This window comes from Veillonella rodentium (genome assembly GCF_900187285.1).
GTDB classification, from domain to species: domain Bacteria; phylum Bacillota; class Negativicutes; order Veillonellales; family Veillonellaceae; genus Veillonella; species Veillonella rodentium.
Genome location: NZ_LT906470.1, coordinates 1,328,354 through 1,348,957 on the forward strand (window position 1 = coordinate 1,328,354; position 20,604 = coordinate 1,348,957).

Consider the following 20,604-nt stretch of genomic DNA (forward strand, 5'->3'; position numbering starts at 1 on the left):
ACAGTTTACACCATATGTATTTTTATTACATAATCGTCCACTAAAATCAATAACAATGTTTGATATAATTAAGGAGACACTAAAGATGATACTTCAGCAGCAACTTAACAACACTTTAATAATATCAAGTGTCGTTACCTGTGTATTACTATTAATAGCATATGCTCATTATATAGAACACAAGTACAGCAAACGAAATATATTATTTCGCTTGACATTATTAACAATGCTCCACAAGGTCTTGTATATAAATACATCCTTCTGTGACTCTATTATAACTCATTCTTATAAAAAAATATATAAGATATTAATCTTATTTTATTAGCAATGCTAAACGGGTTAAATATACCTATGAAAATGATAAACAAATCTAAACACTAACAATAATATTTATAATCCATAGTTGCCTTACCTTATTATTTATAAATACTGTCTATATATTTTACAACCGTGAATTGTAAAATTATATTGCGACAAATAAAAAGACTCATATTGAAGATCTCATGTAAAATGTAAATAACCACAAATACATGACACGGAGGTCTCTAATATGAGCTATATACATCTTACCATAGAAAAACGAAGTCAAATAGAAATTTTAAGAAAAGAGAGGTACTCTATTCGTAAAATTGCTAGTTTAATTGGTGTCCATCATTCTACTGTAGCAAGAGAATTAAATCGTGTTAAAGGCGAATACTCTGCGATTAAAGCACAACAAGTAGCAACTAGCAAGTCTGCTAATAAAGGAAGACCAATAAAGCTAACACCTCAATTAGCGGCTTTAATTGAATCCGGATTACAACAAACTTGGTCTCCAGAAGAATTGGTTGGTGCTGAATTAGTTGGAATTCTAAGCTTTAAGACAATATATTCCTAGATTCATCGTGATTTCCTTACTATAACGAAAACAGTACTTCGTCGGAAAGGGAAAAAGCCCGGTACACCAAAAAAGCGTGGACGATTCAATGTTAAAAGAACCATTAAAGAACGGACTCAAGAAGTTGAAAACCGGGAAGTTTTTTGGCTTTGGAGACTAGATACAATGGTTTAATCTAGAGGCAAAAGCAAAGGCTGTTTAGTTACATTTGTTGAAGGTAAAACTCGATTCTATGTAGCAATAAAAATGGATGACCGAACTAAGGATTCTATGTTTTTAGCTATTATTTCGCTATCCAACACATTAACAAGTAAATTACTTAAAACTTTTACTATAGACCGTGGTAAAGAATTTGCGTGCTATGAACAGGTTGAAACCGAGTTTGGAATACCAATGTATTTTGCCGATGCTTATGCAGCATGGTAACGCGTATCTAATAAAAATAGTAATGGTTCACTTCAAGAGTTTTTTCCTAAGAAAATCGATTTAGCTAAAGTAACACTAGATAAACTAACAGAAGCACTAATGTTGATCAATAATCGACCTAAAAAATGCCTTGGGTTTAAAACCCCATTTGACATGTTTAAACATGAGATTAGAAAATTGGTTTAATTTTGTCGCATTATTTATTGCAATTCAAGTTATAATAAACAAAATCTATGACAAATCATCCTTCTATCTATAACTAATGCTAATTATCAAAATTAAAATTTACTACTCAAAAAAGAAAACTCTATTAATGTTTTCATAAATGAAACCCCATTCACAATAATAAGTTTCCACCAAATAAAATAATGTATTTGACCATTATTTAAAGTATTATCACTTAAACATAATAAAATCCAAAGTGTATAGGCGATTAATATAGTAGAAATCCATAAATGTTTATACCCACTAGAAAACAGTTTAATTTTAAATAGCATATTCTTTACAAGCTGTTGGTTATGATTCATTGGTAAATCAGACTCAAATATAAATTTACTAAAAACATTTTTTTCAAAATTAATACAAATTAATGATATCGCTGTCGTAATCGAAAATACTGTTAAAGATGCTATCAATAAATCTTTATGATTATTATTTAATATTGGATATGTTACATTAATATTCGCCCACAATTCTATAGTAATTAATAATGCACCAGGAATAATAAAAGCTAAAATCAATATTTCTTCTAGCCAACAACTAATTATATATAAGAATTTTTTATTTCCAATATTAGAAATCTTCTCATATTGACACTTATAATAAGCATTATATATAAATTTATAAAATAGTATTAATATAAAAATATAATATATATAGCTTACATAGTCAATACAGTCAATAACATTCATCTTAATTATACTCCATATATAAATATTGATAACATTAATTTACAACAATAATAATTTATGCCTTTACTTAAATCTAAACAATAATTATATAAAACTTTAACACACCACATTTCATTAAGCCTCCCCGCTTATGTGTAGCATATCCAACAGTAGTATCAAACGACCAATGATTATTAAGGGTCTTATTTTTATCCAATTTATAAAAAATTCTGTAGCACTTACTCTCATCTACTTTAAATTCACCCCTTAAACTACAATCCGGTGTAATAAATTTAAAGTTGTATTTGCAAATATATCTGACCTTGAAGATGATATACTATCTATCATACAAGGCCCTATTCAGCTTGGAAACGAGTCTCTAACGAAAGACATAACGGTTTACTTCGTCGCTTTATTCCGAAAGTAAAACAAATAGAAAGTATCTCAGAACATACACTACGCTGAACTCTTCACTGTGTAACAACTTACCACGTAATATATTACATTACAAAACACCACAAAAAGTCTTTTTAGAAGAAGTTAATAAAATAGTAAATAAAATAGTAAATTTAAATACTGTTCAATTTCATATTGCAATTTAAGTTTTACTTTATCTATTTTAAACACTCCTCAACTTTCTTTTTTACCTAATCATAATGTTATAATAATATTATTCAACATTTTTCATGAAAATTCCTTCATTTTAAATCAGGATTACAAAATGATTATCTACTCATCCACAAAACAATCTTTTATCAACGATTTCGAGCAAGGTGTCTTGGTCAAAAAATTACATCAAACATTAACAGAGAAATATCGTCGTGTTGGCGAATCTGAGATTCATTCATGGCAGACCTCATTATCCTATATGGCTAATGTCATGCGTGATCTTGCCATACCGGACTTAGCTGGTGTTGCCATTGAATATATCGTTCCAAACACCCAAAAGCGTGTCGATTTTATTATTACCGGCCTTGATCAGAATAATAAAGAACACGTTATTATAGTTGAATTAAAACAATGGGGCGAAGCTTTCAAAGTAGAAGATAAGGATAATATTGTATCTACCTATCTCAGCGGCGGACTTCGTGAGGTCACGCACCCTTCCTACCAAGCCTGGTCATACTGTAGCCTCATTGAAAACTTTAATGAAGATGTACAGACGAGACCTATTGAGTTACATCCATGTGCATTTTTACATAACTTTGATGAAAGTATCTCAACTGAATTACGAGATCCAATCTATAGTGCTATATTAGACATATCCCCTATGTTTACATTAGGTCAGATGAATAACTTACGTAACTTTATCAAGACCTATATCCCAAAACCTGACACAACAAATATCATGGAATCTATCGAGCATGGTAGGCTCAGACCGTCTAAAGCTCTTCAGGATTCGATTCTAAGTATGTTGAAGGGTAATAAAGAATTTGTTCTTATTGATGACCAAAAGGTTGAATTCGAACGCATAAAAAAAGCTGCTCTAGATGCTATTAAGAACAATCAAAAAACTGTATATATTGTTCGTGGCGGTCCCGGCACTGGTAAAAGTGTTGTAGCAATAAACTTATTGGCAGAATGTATTCATAATGGCTATATGGCTCAATACATTACATCTAATGCTGCACCACGTAATGTATATAGTACTATACTACAAAAAGGGTTCAAGAAAACAGAGATTAAAGCATTATTCCAAAGTAGTGGCACATTCCATACACGTTCTAAAAATGCACTTCAAATTGCAATTGTTGATGAAGCACATAGATTACGTGAAAAATCTGGAATGTACCAAAATGAAGGAGAAGACCAAATCAAAGAAATTATTAATGCCTCCCTCTTTAGTGTCTTCTTTATTGATCGAAATCAACGTGTTACATTTAAAGATGCAGGTACTATCGATAAAATATTAAAGTTTAGTACTGAGCAAAAGGCTCTTGTTTATGAGGGCGCACTAGAATCCCAGTTCCGTTGTAATGGCTCTGACGGCTATTTAGCTTGGTTAGACAACGTTCTTCAAATTGCAGAAACAGCAAACTATGATGGTTTTGAAGGTGATTATGACTTTAGGATTTTTGATGATCCTAATGCTATGTATGCTGCTATAAAAGCAAAAAATGAGATAAACAATAAGTCTCGAGTTTTAGCAGGCTATTGTTGGGATTGGCCTAAGGAAGGTCGAACAACTTCTCTTGTAAAAGATATCCAAATACCGGAACATAATTTTGGAATCAGCTGGAACTTAGGAAATTCTACTACATATGCAATAGATCCAGATTCTATTAATGAAGCGGGCTGTATTCATACCACTCAAGGCCTTGAATTTGAATACGTAGGTGTTATTATCGGTGATGATCTACGTTATGAAAATGGCAAACTCATCGTAGATATTAATAAACGTGCTAAAACAGATCAGTCTATCAAAGGTATCAAAAAAATTTTAAAAGAAAACCCTGAAGAAGGACATCGTATTGCAAATGAAATTGTAAAAAATACATACCGTACATTAATGACACGTGGTCAAAAAGGTTGCTACATCTACTGTACAAATAAAGACTTAGCCAATTACTTTAAATTAGCCTATAATCATCAGTTAAACTATACTTACAACGAACCTCAAGTTGTTCTAGCGACACAACCAATGGCCGCCGACAAACCGAATTCTAATATAGATGAACTTCACTCCAAGCTGCATAAGTTATAGTATTCTATACAAACAGAAAGCCAGTAGTGCTATTTCTATAGCACCACTGGCTCTTATATTTAAGAACAAAATCTATATACATTACTATTACTATTACTATTACTATTACTTCTTACCAACCAATCTATAACTCATATCCACCAGCATTTTAAGTTTCTCTACATCTTTATATCCTTCAATATCCACCGAGATCCAGTGCTGTTTATTCATATGATATGCAGGATAGATTCCACTTTCATGAATCAAATTAGGAATCAAATCAGGATCACATTTAAGATTTACTACATCCAATGATTCACTTATATCAAGTCCTACCTGCTGTCCATGAATATTAAAGATTCCCGCAAACCATTTTTGATTGTCTCTACGTCGAATTACTACATAGTCAGGGTATTTTTCCCATGGATAGTCTACATCACAGATATATTCTTTTTGTATGTATTGAATTAATTCATTACGATTCATCGTATCTCACCTCGTTTATATAGGCTAACTTTAATACATGTCTACGCATACAGCATTTATCCTATAAAATACCAATGCTTAAATAACTTATATATAACTTATATATAATATAATATAATATAATATTTGACCTATAGTAGTACAATATAAGTATAAAATTAAGGAGATGATACATATGAGATTTACAAAACGTATGCTCGTCATGACCTTTTTAGCCGTGACTGTTGCAGTATCTACAGGATTTGCTTACGATTATGTATGCAATGGTTCCCAAACAAGTTGTAATACTACTACACAATACAACTGCAATAACTCTAGTAATACAACTTGTAACAATACTAGCCAAAGTTATTGTGGCCCAAACTCTAATACAAGAGGATGTGGCGGGTATAGAAAATAATATATCGGATACGACAAAAGCCTATAGTACTGAATATGTACTATAGGCTTTAATACTTAAAATATATTTCTTATTCTATTACTCGACAAAGTGTGTATGCTTAACGCGCCAATGTGTCATTTTATTGAACAACCAAAGGCTATAAATGCCAAAGGTAATAAAGGTGAAGAACCACCATTTAATATAACTACCAAATAGTTGTGTACCAGTTCCATCAAAGTAAAGTCGTTTACCATTAATAATCGTATTACGGCAAATCCAGCTCCGGAACATAACCTCCGCCCAAGGGAATGCAATGCCGAAGGTACATACCGTAATCAGAAACGCTGCCAAAGTATACCCGATATATCCAAGTACAGAGCCTTCAAATCGAGATTCCATTTGTCCTGTCATAAAGTTCACTCCTCATAAAATAATTTTACATAATAGATATATTATACATTATTAAGCAGATTAATTCATCTTATGAATGCTGCTTTCACCATACAAAAAAGGACCCTCATCAGAGAGTCCTTAATCTGGTTGTTATACTATTAAGCGTTTTTAGCTACTTCAACAAGTTTAGCGAATGCTGCTGCATCGTTAACTGCCAAGTCAGCCAACATTTTACGGTTAACTTCAACGCCTGCTTTAGTCAAACCGGCGATGAAACGGCTGTAAGTTGTGCCGTTAATGCGAGCCGCTGCGTTGATACGAGCGATCCACAATTGACGGAATTCGCGTTTTTTCGCACGACGGTCACGACGAGCGTAGTACAACGCTTTCATTACTGTTTCGTTAGCTTTTTTAAACAAACGGGAACGTGTGCCGCGGTAACCTTTAGCTAATTTTAAAATCTTTTTATGACGTGCATGAGCTGTAACGCCCTTTTTCACTCTTGCCATTGTATATTCCTCCTAAATTACGATATGATCGATTAACTATTAACGATTAAGCGTATGGTAAGCATTTAACTACGCGTTTGTAGTCGGCTTTTGCAACCAATGTGGCTTTGCGTAAATTGCGTTTACGAGCTGGAGATTTCTTTTCAAGAATGTGGCTTTTGAAAGCTTTTGCACGCTTGAATTCACCGGTTCCTGTTACTGCGAAACGTTTAGCCGCTGCGCGACGAGTTTTAATCTTTGGCATAATAATCCTCCCAATACATTACTTACTTACTAAAATCATGGTCATGTTACGACCTTCTAACTTAGCTGCTTTTTCAATAGACGCCGTTTCTTTGAGTTCATCAGCAAAACGTGTCAATACCGCCATGCCGAGTTCAGGATGTGAAAGCTCACGACCGCGGAACATGATGGTTACTTTTACTTTGTTACCTTCAGCCAAGAATTTGGATGCATTTTTCATTTTAACGTAAAAGTCATGGTCTTCAATATGTGGACGTAATTTGACTTCTTTCAAAGTTACGATTTTTTGTTTTTTCTTCGCTTCTTTCTCGCGTTTTTGTTGTTCATAACGATATTTACCGTAGTTCATAATGCGAGCTACCGGCGGTTTAGCGTTAGGTGCAATTTCCACAAGATCAAGATGCTGTTCTTCAGCCAATGCCAAAGCCTCACGGCCAGACATGATACCGATTTGCTCATTTTCAGGACCTACTACACGAAGTTCACGAGCACGAATCTCTTCATTAATGCGTGGTGTATCCTTGCTAATAGCGTTCACCTCCAAGAGAATAAAAAAAACGGACGGCAAACACCATCCGAATAGAATTCTCTATATTAACCTCATACTTCTCGATATCAGGTGAGTGGCGGATGGCCTCTGCTTCACAAATTACTTAATTATGATATCAGATCAAATATATACTGTCAAGCCCTACCGATAAATATCATATGGAATCCGCTGCCGGCACAATTACGATTACTTATAAGATATCGGCATACCGGTCACGGTTATTATCTTTATTATGCATATATATAATTCGCTACAGACAAATCAGCCGCTGAAAGTATACAATATATTTAAATAATAATGGTATAAATTATATTTTTATGTACCTTTATATATTATTCATTTCGATAACGAAACCTTATTTTATCCTTAAGAAAGGAGTACTGTCATGTCTGAATCTATAATGAAAAAACCTCGTACATCAGTACAGAATGCGGGACTTATACTCGCCTTTATCATTCTGGGCGGTATTATGGCGCTGCCGACTCCGGACACTTTATCCACAGGAGGACACCGTATGATCGGCATCCTCGCTTTCGCCGTCATCCTCTGGATGACATCCGCCGTATCCTATCCCGTAAGCGCCACCATGATTACGGCTCTTACGGCACTGCTGTTGGGATTTTCTCCGAATCCCGAAGCCCCCGCCAAATTTTTAGGCACGACCAGTGCGTTGAAGCTCATCATTTCCGGTTATTCGACACCGGCCATGATTCTCGTCGGTGCCGCCATGTTCATTTCCGTAGCCATGCGCAAGACCGGCCTCGACCGGCGTATAGCCATGCTCGTACTGTCCGGCGTGGGCACCAGGGTAAGCCGGATTTATCTGGGCGTCATCATTACGGGGCTCATCCTGGCCTTCTTTGTGCCGAGCGCGACAGCCCGTATCGCCTGCCTGGCACCGATTATCATAGGGATCGTTGAAAATCTGGGTATTGAACGAAAAAGCAGAGTCGCCGCCCTCCTCATGGTCGGTGCCGTTCAGGCGGACTCGTTCTGGAACATCATGATTCAGACGGCGGCAGCCCAGAATCTTGTAGCTGTAGGTTTCATGCAGACACAGATGAACGCCAGCATCAGCTGGGCCGACTGGCTCATCGCGGCGGCACCGTTCTCGATTACCATGGCAGTTATCACTTACATAGTGACACAGCTGTTAATCAGACCCGAATTCAGGGAGCTCGTCGGAGGTGATGTACAACTGGCTAAAATGCGCAATGAAATCGGCCCCATGACAGCGGATGAAAAGAAACTGTTATGCATCTCGATCGGGCTTCTCGCATTATGGGCTACCGGCGGTAAACTGCATTCCATCGATACCACGACTACCACCATCGTCGCCATTGCCCTGTTCTTCTTTCCTGGGCTCGGTATCATGGACTGGAAGTTTGCGCAGCAACATATCGATTGGGGATCCATCGTCATGTTCGGCGCCGGCATCGGTCTCGGCTCCGTATTACTAAAAACAAAAGCGGCAACCTGGCTTGCTCAAGTGTTCGTAAACGCCTTTTCCCTCGAAACAGCCAGCATCTTCCTGCTCATCGCCATTATGGCGGCATTTCTCATCATCATCCATTTAGGTTTCGCTTCCGCAACAGCCCTTTCATCGGCAATGATTCCGATCGTTATCTCCATCGTCATGGGGCACAGCGCAGAAGGACTCAATCCGATCGGTGTGACCATGCTCATGCAGTACGCCATTTGTTTCGGCCTGATTCTGCCGGTCAACTCGCCGCAGGGTATGGTGGCCTACGGTACGGAAACCTTTGACGTGAAAACATTTATGACCACCGGTATTCCGTTGACCATAATCGGTTATATCATGATGCTCGTATTTACACTCACATACTGGCACTGGATCGGTATCGCATAGCGGGATGAAACGATAAAACGCTGTTATTCCCCTTATATTGAAAAGTCCTGCAACCTCTATGACCATAGAGATTGCAGGACTTTCTTTTAGTCATTTTACGATAAGAGTAATATATCGGCCATTAAATCAACCTGTCAGTTACGTTCCTTGATCTCAATTTTAACTGCATTGAAGAATTCGTCAAATGGAACTGAGCCCAATTCATCGCCGCCGTGTTTACGTACGTTAACGGTGCCTTCTTCCACTTCCTTGTCCCCTACGACGAGCATATACGGTACCTTCGCCATTTGTGCCTGGCGGATTTTGTAGCCGATTTTTTCGCTGCGATCGTCCACTTCCACGCGTACATAGTCATGATGCATCTGTTTAGCTAACCGCTTAGCGTATTCAACATGTTTTTCGGAGATAGGCAGAATTTTCACCTGTACAGGGGCCATCCATGTAGGGAATGCACCTGCATAGTGTTCAGTCAGGATACCGATGAAACGTTCCATGGAGCCGAAGCACGCACGGTGAATCATGATAGGTTGATGTTTTTGACCGTCTTCACCGATATATTCCATCTGGAATCGTTCAGGAAGGTTCATATCTAATTGGATAGTACCGCATTGCCATGTACGGCCCAAAGAATCTTCGATATGGTAGTCGAGCTTAGGGCCGTAGAAAGCGCCGTCACCAGGATTGATTACGTAATCAATTCCCTTAGCTTCAATAGCATTGCGCAATGCATCTGTCGCCTGTTCCCAGATAGCATCGTCGCCCATCGCATTATCCGGTTTTGTGGATAATTCCACATGATACTTCAAACCGAACTGGCTGTAAATGCGATCAAAGAGCTCGATAACTTTCATCAATTCCTCTTGCATTTGAGACGGCAACATGAATACGTGCGCATCGTCCTGTGTGAAAGCACGAACGCGGAATAAACCGTGTAACGCGCCGGATAATTCGTGACGGTGTACTAAACCGAGTTCCGCATAGCGCAACGGCAAATCGCGATAGGAATGCATTTCATTCTGATAAACCAAGATACCGCCCGGACAGTTCATAGGTTTAATTGCATATTCTTCATCATCGATGATTGTAGTATACATATTTTCACGATAATGGTACCAGTGACCGGATGTTTCCCACAAGTGTTTATTCAAGATAATCGGCGTGCGAATTTCTTCATATTCAAATTCATGATGAACTTCGCGCCAGAATTTTTCCAATTCATTGCGAAGCGCCATACCTTTTGGCAAGAAGAACGGGAATCCGGGGCCTTCTTCTTTGATAACGAACAGGCCGAGTTCTTTACCGAGTTTACGATGATCACACTTAGCCGCTTCTTCCAACATGTGTAAGTATGCATCCAGTTCTTCCTTTTTCTCGAACGCAGTACCGTAAATACGTTGCAACATTTTATTCTTTTCATCGCCGCGCCAGTATGCACCTGCAATGCTTTGTAATTTGAAAGCTTTCACCTTGCCCGTGGATGCCACATGAGGTCCTGCACAAAGGTCGATGAAATCACCTTGAGAGTAGCAGGAGATCACGGCATCTTCCGGAAGGTCTTCAATAAGTTCCACCTTGTAGTCTTCATGTTTGGATTTAAAGAATTCAATCGCTTCCGCACGAGGCATAACGGATTTAGTAATCGATAAATTTTCTTTTACAATACGGCTCATTTCCTTTTCGATTTTACCCAAATCTTCAGGAGTCAAAGTATGTTCCATATCGATATCATAGTAAAAACCTTTATCGATAGCAGGACCGATTGCCAATTTGGCATTAGGCCATAAGCGTTTTACCGCTTGTGCCAAGATATGAGAAGCTGTATGGCGCAAAGTATGTTTGCCCCCTTCATCTTCAAATGTTAAGAACGCAACTTCAGAGCCATCTACAAGTTCTTCGCGAAGGTCTGTTAATTCACCATTTATGTTTGCAGCTAGTACTTTTTTAGCCAAGCTGTTAGATAGTTGTTTTACTGCTTCCCCAAGAGTAGTGCCAGCAGCGTATTCCTTTGCACTACCATCAGGTAAAATGATTTTTACATCTGCCATTTTTCTTTCCTCCAATTTATAAACTAGGATAGCTTTGATTTTCTACTTTCACCAATATACCTACTTACCACACAATACATAAACATTGAGTAATTAGCTTGTAGAAATTGGGTAATAAAAAAAGACCTTCTATCCCTACAAACAAGGGACGAAGATCATTCGCGGTTCCACCCTAGTTAACTACCTATACCGAACGATATAGTTAATTCACTTCATTAAGCCCGATAACGGTGGCGGCCGTATTTGCCTACTTCAGGTTCGACAAATCAGTTTAAAGGGGGTAATTCCGATATATGTGTAAGGCATTTCCAGCATCCGCCTCTCTCTGACACACAGGGATATGAGAATCATGTCCTTTGCATAACTTTTTACTAGATTATAGTATCATAGAGTACTAAAAATTTCAATACAGTATAACTGTAAATTTCATAAAAACTAGAAACTGTAATTTTTATAAAAGCCATAAATTGTAAAGTATCTCTTCATGTATATGAATACATTTATATTTTAAATAAACGGCCCGAAAACACCCTCGAGCCGTTTTATTTTTGTTATTACCGTTTAAAGTTCGTGGACAACATTGCGCCGATTACCTTTTCCAGTTTACTGCTAGAAAGATCCGGACCTTTATAAAGGGTCAACAGAATATCGTTGGAGTTGTCCTGCTTGGACACCATCATAACGCCGCTACCTCGTGCACCGTTATCATCATAATCCTTCGCAACGATAACGAGGTTCAGATAATGGTCCTTCATGTATGTGTATACCTTGCTGGTACGCGCGGAGGAACCGATCATTTTTGCGATATTCATGCCGCGATTGAATACGATAGCATTTGCATTATGCGGATTCGTCGCCAATTGCTGACGTTCCTCATCATTTAGCGGCATGAGATTCACCATAAGGGAATCCCCCTGCTTACCGCGGAACATGGCCGGCATCGTTTCACGCACATCATCAGGAATACCCGTATCGGCAGTGAGTTTCAACTCTTTAGGTACATTCATATACAGAACGCCCTTGCTGTTGCGGCCCACTTCAGTTTTACTGATATCCACGGCACTCAGCATAATGGAATCCTTGATGGTGAACACTTGATTCGCCAGCGGCTTTTCAGGCACACCGCGACTCGCTAATTGCACTTCGCCCTCCTTGGTTTTCTTCAAGGTTTCCACATTCCATTTAGCACCTTTTTTGTCCCCGTCACTCGGTTCAGTGAAAGCATTCGCACCGTCCTTCGTACCCACGTAAACATAGGTCTGAGCAGGGATAATGGTGTCCGGTGCACCGGCTTTATTGAAAGCCGCGCCGTACAATACGTTCGGAACCACGTTGGAACCGACCTTTAAATTATTGTTTTCCTGGCTTTCCACATCAAAATTGATATTCCCTGTAAACGTAAGATCAGGTCCGTGGTTAATCACAACCACTTCTCCCGCTTGAGGGATAACAACGGGACCTACAGGGCCCGCCATAGCGACGCCTGCCATAGACACACCGAGACAAGCTGTTAATAAAGCACGTTTCAAAATAGACTGTTTCATAGATTTACTCTCATTTCTCTATTATTTCACTATAGCCTGATAAGCTATACACCAAAATTCGGCATCATCACAAATACACTGAGCAATGACACCATGCTACCCTTCTATTGTTACATATTCGGGCAGACTTTGCAAAATATCAATAGCCAGAGACCTGGTCGACGGCGTGCAGCGCACCATACATAAACCCTCATTATCAACAGAGGTCATCACGCCGACGTACTCATAGCCTTCGATGATACGATTGACGAAATTCGTATGCTTCGGATCGATATGAAAGTACACATACGCTTCTTCACCGGAGTCAGACTCATCAGGAGCCTCTTCAAAAGCCCCTATGGAGCGGCTCGGCACTAACGGATCATCGGACAGAACAGATTGATTCCGACCCGGTAATTCCGAAACCTTCGAATGGTTCACTTCTAATCGAGTACCGCTCATATCAGTCTCCCTTCTGATTACACTCGCGGCGCATCATGGAATACGGCTCAAGAGGCGTATCCATATAAAGGCGGACTCTCATTTGCGCATGCGGTGCCACATCGATAGAATTGCCGTCCTCATCCGTCATCATCTCGATAACGGCTTCGACTAAATCACCTTTCGGCTGACAGAATTCAACCTTATCGCCGACCTTGAAATTATTGCGTTGTTCAAGATCCACATATTTTTCTTCTTCATTATAGCCCAAAACTAAACCGATGAAATCGTGACTCTGCGTATTCGTGGATTTACCGTAGTTTTGTGCGCTTTCATCAGGTCGACCTTCGGCAAAGCCGTCAGTATACGGACGATGAGAGATTTTTTCCAATTCCTCAATCCATTCAGGACGCACATACCAGTCCTTGCCTTCTTTCAAATACGTGTCGATAGCTGTGCGATACACCTTGGCCACCGTCGCAACATAGTGAACGGATTTCATGCGGCCTTCGATTTTAAGGCTGTCTATACCGGCCTCATAGAGGTCAGGAATACGATGAATCAGGCATAAATCCTTGGAGTTAAAAATATAGGTACCATGTTCATCCTCTTCGATAGGATAATATTCGCCGGGACGATTGGACTCCACAAGGGAGTATTTCCAGCGGCAGGATTGAGAACATTGACCGCGGTTCGCATCGCGATTTCCCGTCATATAGTTCGATAGAAGGCAGCGTCCCGAATACGAGATACACATGGAACCATGAACGAAGGACTCGATTTCGATATCTACATGGTCCTTCATTTCTTTAAGGTCCGCCAGCGATACTTCACGAGCCGCCACGACACGGGCGGCCCCCAATTCCTTCCACATCTGTACAGTATGCCAGTTTGTAGTGGACGCTTGCGTACTCACGTGTAACTCAAGCCCCGGAGCCACGCGTTTTGCAAGGCTGAAAATTCCCATATCCGCCACGATGATGGCATCGACATTGATGCTTTCAAGGAATTTCAAATAATCCTCCAAGCCTTCAAAGTCCTCATTATGAGGAATAATATTGCAGGTGACGTGGATTTTCTTGCCATGAGAATGTACAAATTCCACCGCTTCCTTCAGCTCTTCATCGGAGAAGTTCGAGTTTCCCGCGCGAAGTCCGAAACGCTTCCCTGCACAATAGACGGCATCCGCGCCATAGCGAATCGCCATCTTCAATTTATCCATATTGCCCGCTGGGCAAAGTAATTCCATAAAATGTTCTGCCATTATTGGTTGTGTCCTTTCCACACACTCACACTCATACCGTCCCCCATAGGGTAAATCGTGGTATTAAATAATTCTTTGTTTTCTACAAAGTTCAAATATTCCTGCAATCGTTTAACGATTGTCTTAAAGCGCTTCGGCGCCTCTTTTTCGCCGCGCACGTAACCTCTGAAGAGTACATTATCCGCGAGGATAACGCCCCCTTCTTTCACATGCGGCAAAATCAGTTCCAATTGTTTTAAATACTGACCTTTCGGCCCATCCAAAAAGACGAGATCATATTCGCCTACAAGATTCGTTAACACCTGAGACGCATCACCTTGAATCAAGGTAATCTCATCCGCATAGGCGGATTGGTCAATATAATATTTCGCCATTTTATGACGCACCTCATCCAGTTCTATGGATGTAATGCGGCCTCCCTCATCAAGCAGAGGAGCCATCAACAGGGTGGAATATCCAATGGCGGTGCCCACCTCCAACACGGAGGTGGGCCGATATAATCCTATTAATTCTTCAAACAGATGTACCTCCGATTCTCGCAAAATCGGTACATCATTAAGCATCGCATAAATACGCTGTTCATTTAAAATATCATTTAATGTCATGAAAGTAGATAGATTCTCCTACATTATCGATAGTTGTATTGATTGGAGTTTGTCCCGCCGGACGGATTCACGGGTTGCGGTCGCTGTACCTGAATAGGCGGCACATTCGACTGCGACGAATTCGGAATCACGTTCTGCATCGATTCCGGTGCCGTCGTAACAGGAATCGTCGTCGGTACATAATTACTGCCGGAGTCGGCATTCGATGTTGCAGGCGGTGCACTCTGTGCGGCTTCCGGTGCCGTCGTGACAGGAATCGTTGTCGGTGTATACTTAGTGGTCGGTTCTACATCAACATATTGAGAATCCGCTTCCACCGCTTCCGCCGAACTGTAATTGTAATTAGGCTCAGTAGTAGCAGCAGCCACATCATAGTTAGGCCCTGCCGCCTGCGCCGCGGATTCATTACTGGACGACGTGGAATCACTGCCGTAGATCTTATGAACCGCCGCTAAATGTTCCTCATAGGTTTTAGAGAAGTGATTATGACCTTCTTTATCCGCTACGAAGTACAAATAATCCGTGTTTTCGGAATGAAGCACCGCATCAAGAGATTTTTTACCGGGATTTGCAATCGGTCCCGGTGGTAAGCCTTTGCTCACATATGTATTATAAGGGCTCTGTAATTGAGTATCCCCCAATGTTACATGTTCCTTCGCATAACCGAGTACATAGGAAATCGTCGCATCGGACTGCAATGGAATGCCATGAGCCAAACGTTTTTTAAATACACCAGCAATAGTCGGACGATCCGCATCAAATAGAGATTCACGTTCAACAATAGACGCCAATGTCACAAAGTCGTGAATACTCATATGTTGAGCCTGAATCTGTTTTTTTACGGCCGGAGTCAGATAGCGGTTCATTTCATCCGCCATCATTTGAATCACATTGCGCGGTGTCGCATCTACAGGAATCTCATATGTACTTGGAAATAAAAATCCCTCTACGGGATATGTTTCGGGCTTTGTCCCCTTCATATACGGATAGGGTACAAAGGTCTTCGCTTCCTCTAAAAAGTCCTTCGACTTCATGATCTTATTCTTCTCAAGCTCAATCGCGATATCGCCTACCGTGTAACCTTCCGGAATAGTCAGGCGAATTGATTTTACATGACCCTCCTGCAACAGGGAAATGAGTTCTTTCACAGACACCTTATTCGGAATCTGATAATGCCCCGTTTGAAGCTTATCACCGGTACCGCTCAACAGCAGCCACAGCTTAAAGCCTTGAGTGGAACGGATGAGGCTTTTTTCATAAAGCATGTCCGCAATTTCTGATCCCGTTTGATTCTTATCGATGACCACCACTTGAGATCCGTCATCCTGAGCAAATGTATTCGGCATATAGTACAATGCACTGAGGCCGCCTACGATAACCAAAATACCTACGATAATCATAATACAAATATATTTTAAGGGTTTTCTCACGATATTGAGTTCCTTTCTATCAAATAAGCGTCAATTGTCACTCTATTATACCATAAACTCTATATTTCCCCTATGAAGTTCAGGACATAAAAATAGCGCATCACCCCATGGCAATACGCTACATTTACAATGGATTACTCGTCGTCATCCATATCCTCATACAATTTTACCAGAGCTTCGAAATGTTCATCATCTTCATCCAAAGGCACATATTCCTCTACGCCTTCTTCATTTGTTTCGATACGGGCCAAGATCATATACGTATCATCTTGACCTTCATGGTCAGCCTCTTCCTCCTGCACATGTACAAGAACGGCGTATTCTTGGCCTTCATGATTCAAAACAACGTCTTCCGTGAAGTACTGTTTCTTACCGTTTTCATCTTCGAATTCCAAGTAATACACTTCGCCTTCAAAATTTTGGTCAACCATTGGAAACCCTCCTTTTAAATACTTATTTATTAAACTGCAAGCGATCTAAATATCCTTGCAAAATTACAACCGCTGCCATCTTGTCGATCACAGATTTGCGTTTTTTACGACTTACATCAGCTGCGATGAGTTGGCGTTCCGCCATGACGGTGGATAACCGCTCATCCCAATAAGTAACAGGTAAATCGATGACTTCTTTCATCTTGGCGACGAATTCCTCCGTCTTTACAGCTCTATCCCCTTTTGTACCATTCATATTTTTCGGCATTCCCACGACCAGCTCATGCACCTCGTATTCAGTGATAAGTTCCTGCAGTCTGTGAAAATCCTTTTCAAGGGATGTTCTGCGAATGGTTTCTATGCCTTGCGCCGTCATGAGCAATGCATCACTGCAGGCGATGCCGATAGTCCGGCTGCCTACGTCCAATGACATAATCCTCATTATAGTTGCTTAGCCTTTGCGTATTCTTTTAATAATTCTTCAATCAAATCATCCCGCTCTAAACGGCGAATGTCTGACCGTGCATTATTATAACTTGTGATATACGCAGGGTCACCGGAGATAAGATATCCCAGGATCTGATTAATCGGGTTATACCCTTTTTCTTGAATCGATTGATAAACGCGAGTAAGTACCTCTTCAGCTGTTACCGGTTCATCTTCAACTTTACGGAATAACATAGTTTCATCGGAAACCTTCATGCATATCCCTCCTTTTCAGTACATCAGGCGAGGCCCGTCCTTGTGAAAGACGAGACTCAACCTCGTATGCTAACCGTCCGACTGGGCCGGATAGTTAATCTTAGCTTAGGTTACATATATAACTGCATAGTATTAAACAGTATATATCAATAATAATTATACAGTTATATATATTATTGTAACATAGATGACAAAGCATCTCCACCTGCTTTAAGTGCTGCCGATAATTTATCCGGTTCTTTACCGCCGGCCTGAGCCATATCAGGACGACCGCCACCATTACCGCCCGTAACCTGAGCAGCGGCTTTTACGATATTACCTGCATGAGCACCTCTGCCTACAATGTCTTTAGATACCTTACATGCAAAGCTTACCTTATCATCACCCATAACGGAACCCAGGAGAACCACACCGGAACCGCCGAGTACATCGAGGGCCTGGTCCGCATAATCTCGAAGTTCATCCATCGTATTAACCCGAACGGATGCGAAGATGGCATCGACACCGTTGATATTCACCTTAGCGGACACGATATCAGCAGCACCGCTGGCTGTGATTTCCTTGCGAATTTCATTGAGTTCATGTTCAACCGCTTTCGCATCAGCCAATACTTGATGCAAACGTTCCTCTACCTGAGCAGGTTTCGTCTTAAGCTCTCCTGCCAAACGTTCGATAGTCAGACGATCCTGTTTTGCCGCCTCAAGAGCTGCACGCCCCGTAATCGCTTCGATACGACGCACACCGGATCCGATACCGGATTCGGATGTCAGACGGAAAGACCCGATGAAGGCCGTATTGCCCACGTGAGAACCTCCGCACAATTCAACGGAGAATCCGGGTACCTCTACTACGCGTACAACATCGCCGTATTTATCACCGAAGAGTGCCATCGCTCCTTTTGCTTTCGCTTCGTCCATAGACATTTCAGCGATAGCAAGATCCGTTGCTTTGAGTATCTCTTCATTTACGAGGGCCTCTATTTTTTCAAGTTCCTCCTGTGTTACAGGTGAGAAATGAGTAAAATCGAAACGTAAATAATCCGGCGTTACCAAGGAACCCGCCTGATTCACATGCTCGCCTAACACTTGTTTCAATGCCGCATGCAATAAGTGAGTTGCCGTATGATTACGAGCCATCGCAGCACGACGATCCGTATCCACTTCAAGCGTTACGTCATCACCTTCGGAAACAGAACCCTCTACAACGGTACCGATATGATAAACTGTGCCTTCAGGCAAACGTTTCGTATTATGAACCTCTACCTTGCCCATCGGCCCGACGATAAAGCCCGTATCACCTAATTGACCGCCCCCCTCAGCGTGGAATGGAGTCGTACGTACGATAACGGTGATTTCATCGCCGTCAGCGGCCGTTTGCAAGCGTTCGGAACCTTTACCGATCATAAGAACAGAAGATACCGTTACAGTTTCATCCTCGAGAAGTTCTTCATCCTTAAGGAATGTAATATCCGGTGTTTCCACCTTTGCATCTTCTTTAACACGTGCTTCACGGGCACGTTCACGCTGTTCCTTCATCGCCGCATCGAAACCGTCACGGTCGATGCTGAAACCGCGTTCAGATGCAATTTCCTCTGTTAATTCCCAAGGAAATCCGTATGTATCATATAATTTAAATACTTCTACCCCCGGTACGACAGTCGCTTTCTCAGCAGACAACGTATCGATTAAGGAGTACAATAGTTCAAGACCTTGTTCCAACGTCTGATTGAAGCGTTCTTCTTCGTTTTGAACGACCCGTTTTACGAAGTCTTTTTTTTCAGCGATGGACTTGATTCCCGGTCCTAGAATATCTACGACTACGTCGATAAGAGGTGTTAAGAAAATACCGTCAATACCGAGTAAGCGACCATGACGCACGGCACGGCGCAAGATACGACGCAATACATAACCGCGACCTTCGTTAGATGGTAATACACCATCAGAAATTAATGCCGTTACGGCACGGGCATGGTCCGCAATAACCTTCAAGGATACATCTGTGCTTTCATTATCGTTATAAGATACGCCTGCACGTTTTGCCGTAGCCTCGATAATCGGGAAAATCAGATCCGTTTCAAAGTTCGTTTTACAATGTTGCAATACGGATGCCAATCGTTCAAGACCGGCGCCGGTATCGATATTTTTATGTTCCAACGGTTCATAGGAACCGTCCGGCATCTTATTGAATTGAGTGAACACGAGATTCCAAATTTCAAGATACCGGTCGCAGTCGCAGCCGGGTGCGCAATTCGGATCATCGCAGCCGTGTTCAGGTCCCTGGTCAAAGAAAATTTCACTGTCCGGACCGCATGGACCTTCACCGATTTCCCAGAAGTTATCCTCCAAACGGGAGATATGGCTTTCCTCTACACCGCAATCGTTATGCCAGGTATCATAAGCCTCCTGATCATCCGGATATACAGTGACATACAGTCTATTTTTATCGAGTTTGATGACTTCCGTCAAAAATTCCCATGCCCAATGAATGGCTTCCTTCTTGAAGTAGTCGCCGAAGGAAAAATTGCCGAGCATTTCAAAGAATGTATGGTGACGTGCGGTACGACCTACGTTTTCAAGGTCCCCTGTACGCATACATTTCTGACTTGTTGTGATACGATGACAAGGAGGTACCAGTTTACCGGTAAAGAAAGGCTTTAACGGCGCCATCCCCGCCCCGATCAATAATAGGGACGGATCGTTTTCCGGTATAAGAGAAAAACTATCTAACCTTAAATGCCCTTTACTTTCAAAAAACTGCAAGTACGCTTGACGCAGCTCATTACCCTTCATGTGTATATTCCTCCTAAAATTATTTACTCCTAATTATACCGTAAATAATATAGAAAATCTATCAA

The 20,604-nt window shown here is 40.8% G+C and carries 18 protein-coding genes, 2 pseudogenes and 1 other annotated feature; of the genes and pseudogenes, 4 read left to right on the plus strand and 16 right to left on the minus strand.

The window, feature by feature from the left end; translation table 11 throughout:
* The first annotated feature begins 550 nt into the window (after window positions 1–550).
* Window positions 551–1,489 (plus strand): annotated as a pseudogene (locus tag CKV62_RS09660) (IS30 family transposase).
* A 92-nt stretch (window positions 1,490–1,581) separates the two neighbouring features.
* Here the strand turns inward: CKV62_RS09660 and CKV62_RS06100 are convergent.
* Window positions 1,582–2,214 carry a hypothetical protein gene (locus CKV62_RS06100; RefSeq protein WP_095066172.1) on the minus strand — a complete coding sequence of 211 codons (633 nt, stop codon included), beginning with the start codon at window positions 2,212–2,214 and terminating at the stop codon, window positions 1,582–1,584.
* Window positions 2,215–2,497: 283 nt separating this feature from the next.
* Here CKV62_RS06100 and CKV62_RS09665 point away from each other — a divergent pair.
* Both CKV62_RS09665 and CKV62_RS06105 read left to right on the plus strand, forming a co-directional pair.
* Window positions 2,498–2,795: pseudogene (locus CKV62_RS09665) on the plus strand (IS30 family transposase); the annotation flags it as partial.
* A gap of 119 nt (window positions 2,796–2,914) precedes the next feature.
* Window positions 2,915–4,897 carry a DUF2075 domain-containing protein gene (locus tag CKV62_RS06105; RefSeq protein WP_095066173.1) on the plus strand — a complete coding sequence of 661 codons (1,983 nt, stop codon included), beginning with the start codon at window positions 2,915–2,917 and terminating at the stop codon, window positions 4,895–4,897.
* A gap of 105 nt (window positions 4,898–5,002) precedes the next feature.
* Here CKV62_RS06105 and CKV62_RS06110 read toward each other — a convergent pair whose 3' ends face one another.
* The 5 genes from CKV62_RS06110 to infC all read right to left on the minus strand — a co-directional run bounded on the left by CKV62_RS06110 (window position 5,003) and on the right by infC (window position 7,427).
* Complete coding sequence (locus CKV62_RS06110; RefSeq protein ID WP_095066174.1) at window positions 5,003–5,362, minus strand: MmcQ/YjbR family DNA-binding protein; 360 nt, start codon at window positions 5,360–5,362, stop codon at window positions 5,003–5,005.
* A gap of 478 nt (window positions 5,363–5,840) precedes the next feature.
* Window positions 5,841–6,155, minus strand: coding sequence for a DUF6693 family protein (locus tag CKV62_RS06120; protein WP_095066176.1), 315 nt, complete (start codon window positions 6,153–6,155; stop codon window positions 5,841–5,843).
* A 140-nt stretch (window positions 6,156–6,295) separates the two neighbouring features.
* The gene (gene rplT / locus CKV62_RS06125; RefSeq protein WP_005376311.1) at window positions 6,296–6,646 is read right to left on the minus strand and encodes a 50S ribosomal protein L20; all 351 of its coding nucleotides are present in this window, start codon (window positions 6,644–6,646) and stop codon (window positions 6,296–6,298) included.
* Between the two features lie 46 nt (window positions 6,647–6,692).
* On the minus strand, window positions 6,693–6,890 hold the full coding sequence (gene rpmI / locus CKV62_RS06130) for a 50S ribosomal protein L35 (RefSeq protein WP_038115553.1): 198 nt from the start codon (window positions 6,888–6,890) through the stop codon (window positions 6,693–6,695).
* Window positions 6,891–6,908: 18 nt separating this feature from the next.
* Entirely contained in the window at window positions 6,909–7,427 is a 519-nt protein-coding gene (gene infC, locus CKV62_RS06135) for a translation initiation factor IF-3 (protein WP_008601314.1), read from the minus strand.
* Between the two features lie 397 nt (window positions 7,428–7,824).
* On the opposite strand from infC, the gene CKV62_RS06140 reads away from it, so the two are divergent.
* Window positions 7,825–9,309 (plus strand): DASS family sodium-coupled anion symporter, encoded by a 1,485-nt coding sequence (locus CKV62_RS06140; protein ID WP_095066177.1) that lies wholly within the window; start codon window positions 7,825–7,827, stop codon window positions 9,307–9,309.
* Between the two features lie 134 nt (window positions 9,310–9,443).
* Here CKV62_RS06140 and thrS read toward each other — a convergent pair whose 3' ends face one another.
* The 10 genes from thrS to alaS all read right to left on the minus strand — a co-directional run bounded on the left by thrS (window position 9,444) and on the right by alaS (window position 20,539).
* Window positions 9,444–11,354, minus strand: a complete 1,911-nt coding sequence (thrS, locus tag CKV62_RS06145; RefSeq protein WP_095066178.1) for a threonine--tRNA ligase — start codon at window positions 11,352–11,354, stop codon at window positions 9,444–9,446.
* A 141-nt stretch (window positions 11,355–11,495) separates the two neighbouring features.
* Window positions 11,496–11,725: a binding site (T-box leader), on the minus strand.
* 183 nt (window positions 11,726–11,908) lie between these two features.
* Window positions 11,909–12,898: a hypothetical protein gene (locus CKV62_RS06150; protein ID WP_095066179.1), complete on the minus strand. Its 990-nt coding sequence runs from the start codon at window positions 12,896–12,898 to the stop codon at window positions 11,909–11,911.
* Between the two features lie 96 nt (window positions 12,899–12,994).
* Window positions 12,995–13,339 carry a DUF4911 domain-containing protein gene (locus CKV62_RS06155; RefSeq protein ID WP_095066180.1) on the minus strand — a complete coding sequence of 115 codons (345 nt, stop codon included), beginning with the start codon at window positions 13,337–13,339 and terminating at the stop codon, window positions 12,995–12,997.
* Window position 13,340: 1 nt separating this feature from the next.
* Window positions 13,341–14,582 carry a peptidase U32 family protein gene (locus CKV62_RS06160; RefSeq protein WP_095066181.1) on the minus strand — a complete coding sequence of 414 codons (1,242 nt, stop codon included), beginning with the start codon at window positions 14,580–14,582 and terminating at the stop codon, window positions 13,341–13,343.
* Window positions 14,582–15,187: an O-methyltransferase gene (locus CKV62_RS06165; protein WP_095066182.1), complete on the minus strand. Its 606-nt coding sequence runs from the start codon at window positions 15,185–15,187 to the stop codon at window positions 14,582–14,584. Before CKV62_RS06165 ends, CKV62_RS06160 begins: the two co-directional genes overlap by 1 nt.
* Before the next feature lie 23 nt (window positions 15,188–15,210).
* On the minus strand, window positions 15,211–16,617 hold the full coding sequence (mltG, locus tag CKV62_RS06170) for an endolytic transglycosylase MltG (RefSeq protein WP_095066183.1): 1,407 nt from the start codon (window positions 16,615–16,617) through the stop codon (window positions 15,211–15,213).
* 134 nt (window positions 16,618–16,751) lie between these two features.
* Window positions 16,752–17,048: a DUF1292 domain-containing protein gene (locus CKV62_RS06175; RefSeq protein WP_038115575.1), complete on the minus strand. Its 297-nt coding sequence runs from the start codon at window positions 17,046–17,048 to the stop codon at window positions 16,752–16,754.
* A 22-nt stretch (window positions 17,049–17,070) separates the two neighbouring features.
* Window positions 17,071–17,490: a Holliday junction resolvase RuvX gene (ruvX, locus tag CKV62_RS06180; protein WP_038115577.1), complete on the minus strand. Its 420-nt coding sequence runs from the start codon at window positions 17,488–17,490 to the stop codon at window positions 17,071–17,073.
* On the minus strand, window positions 17,490–17,750 hold the full coding sequence (locus CKV62_RS06185; protein ID WP_095066184.1) for an IreB family regulatory phosphoprotein: 261 nt from the start codon (window positions 17,748–17,750) through the stop codon (window positions 17,490–17,492). The genes ruvX and CKV62_RS06185 overlap by 1 nt, the downstream gene beginning before the upstream one ends.
* 173 nt (window positions 17,751–17,923) lie before the next feature.
* The gene (gene alaS / locus CKV62_RS06190; RefSeq protein WP_095066185.1) at window positions 17,924–20,539 is read right to left on the minus strand and encodes an alanine--tRNA ligase; all 2,616 of its coding nucleotides are present in this window, start codon (window positions 20,537–20,539) and stop codon (window positions 17,924–17,926) included.
* Between the last annotated feature and the right edge of the window lie 65 nt (window positions 20,540–20,604).

What these genes read in the sequence shown, in the direction of transcription:
- CKV62_RS06100 (WP_095066172.1), bottom strand. Translation starts at nt 2,214, where the DNA reads ATGAATGTTATTGACTGTATTGACTATGTAAGCTATATATATTATATT.
- CKV62_RS06105 (WP_095066173.1), top strand. Translation starts at nt 2,915, where the DNA reads ATGATTATCTACTCATCCACAAAACAATCTTTTATCAACGATTTCGAG.
- CKV62_RS06110 (WP_095066174.1), bottom strand. Translation starts at nt 5,362, where the DNA reads ATGAATCGTAATGAATTAATTCAATACATACAAAAAGAATATATCTGT.
- CKV62_RS06120 (WP_095066176.1), bottom strand. Translation starts at nt 6,155, where the DNA reads ATGACAGGACAAATGGAATCTCGATTTGAAGGCTCTGTACTTGGATAT.
- rplT (WP_005376311.1), bottom strand. Translation starts at nt 6,646, where the DNA reads ATGGCAAGAGTGAAAAAGGGCGTTACAGCTCATGCACGTCATAAAAAG.
- rpmI (WP_038115553.1), bottom strand. Translation starts at nt 6,890, where the DNA reads ATGCCAAAGATTAAAACTCGTCGCGCAGCGGCTAAACGTTTCGCAGTA.
- CKV62_RS06140 (WP_095066177.1), top strand. Translation starts at nt 7,825, where the DNA reads ATGTCTGAATCTATAATGAAAAAACCTCGTACATCAGTACAGAATGCG.
- thrS (WP_095066178.1), bottom strand. Translation starts at nt 11,354, where the DNA reads ATGGCAGATGTAAAAATCATTTTACCTGATGGTAGTGCAAAGGAATAC.
- CKV62_RS06150 (WP_095066179.1), bottom strand. Translation starts at nt 12,898, where the DNA reads ATGAAACAGTCTATTTTGAAACGTGCTTTATTAACAGCTTGTCTCGGT.
- CKV62_RS06155 (WP_095066180.1), bottom strand. Translation starts at nt 13,339, where the DNA reads ATGAGCGGTACTCGATTAGAAGTGAACCATTCGAAGGTTTCGGAATTA.
- CKV62_RS06160 (WP_095066181.1), bottom strand. Translation starts at nt 14,582, where the DNA reads ATGGCAGAACATTTTATGGAATTACTTTGCCCAGCGGGCAATATGGAT.
- CKV62_RS06165 (WP_095066182.1), bottom strand. Translation starts at nt 15,187, where the DNA reads ATGACATTAAATGATATTTTAAATGAACAGCGTATTTATGCGATGCTT.
- CKV62_RS06175 (WP_038115575.1), bottom strand. Translation starts at nt 17,048, where the DNA reads ATGGTTGACCAAAATTTTGAAGGCGAAGTGTATTACTTGGAATTCGAA.
- ruvX (WP_038115577.1), bottom strand. Translation starts at nt 17,490, where the DNA reads ATGAGGATTATGTCATTGGACGTAGGCAGCCGGACTATCGGCATCGCC.
- CKV62_RS06185 (WP_095066184.1), bottom strand. Translation starts at nt 17,750, where the DNA reads ATGAAGGTTTCCGATGAAACTATGTTATTCCGTAAAGTTGAAGATGAA.
- alaS (WP_095066185.1), bottom strand. Translation starts at nt 20,539, where the DNA reads ATGAAGGGTAATGAGCTGCGTCAAGCGTACTTGCAGTTTTTTGAAAGT.